This is a genomic window from Oceanivirga salmonicida, assembly GCF_001517915.1.
In the GTDB taxonomy this organism is placed as follows: Bacteria; Fusobacteriota; Fusobacteriia; order Fusobacteriales; family Leptotrichiaceae; genus Oceanivirga; species Oceanivirga salmonicida.
In genome coordinates this window covers 1-370 of record NZ_LOQI01000198.1, presented here as the reverse complement: position 1 = coordinate 370, position 370 = coordinate 1, and the positions used below count along the sequence as shown (strand labels likewise).

The 370-nt window shown below is 19.2% G+C and carries 1 protein-coding gene; it reads left to right on the top strand.

Features of this window, described 5'->3' with window-relative positions; all coding sequences use genetic code 11:
- Nucleotides 1-370 (top strand): hypothetical protein (locus tag AWT72_RS09900; protein ID WP_197407682.1); only part of this gene is annotated, 370 nt, incomplete at both ends.

Genomic DNA, 370 nt, shown 5'->3' with positions numbered 1-370 from the left:
ATAAGTATGAAAGACCCTTATACAAATAAAGAAATTAAGTATAGATTTATTCAAAGAATAGATGATTTTAAGAATGATTATGCTTATAATAGATTTTTAAATGATATTAGTTATTATCCATATTTAAAAAATAAAGATTTAATGGAAAATAAAAAAGAGAAAGACCTTAAAATAGAAAAAATATTGTCTAAATATAAGGATAAGTATGAAGTATTATATGATATAAAATATGTTTATATATTTAAAAATCAAAAAATTACAAGGTATGGAACCCCTTTAGATTTTAAAGAAGGTATTTATTATGAAACAAGAGATTATCTGCCAATAATAGCATATTTATTAAATGAAAATATTAAGGGTGATAAGATAA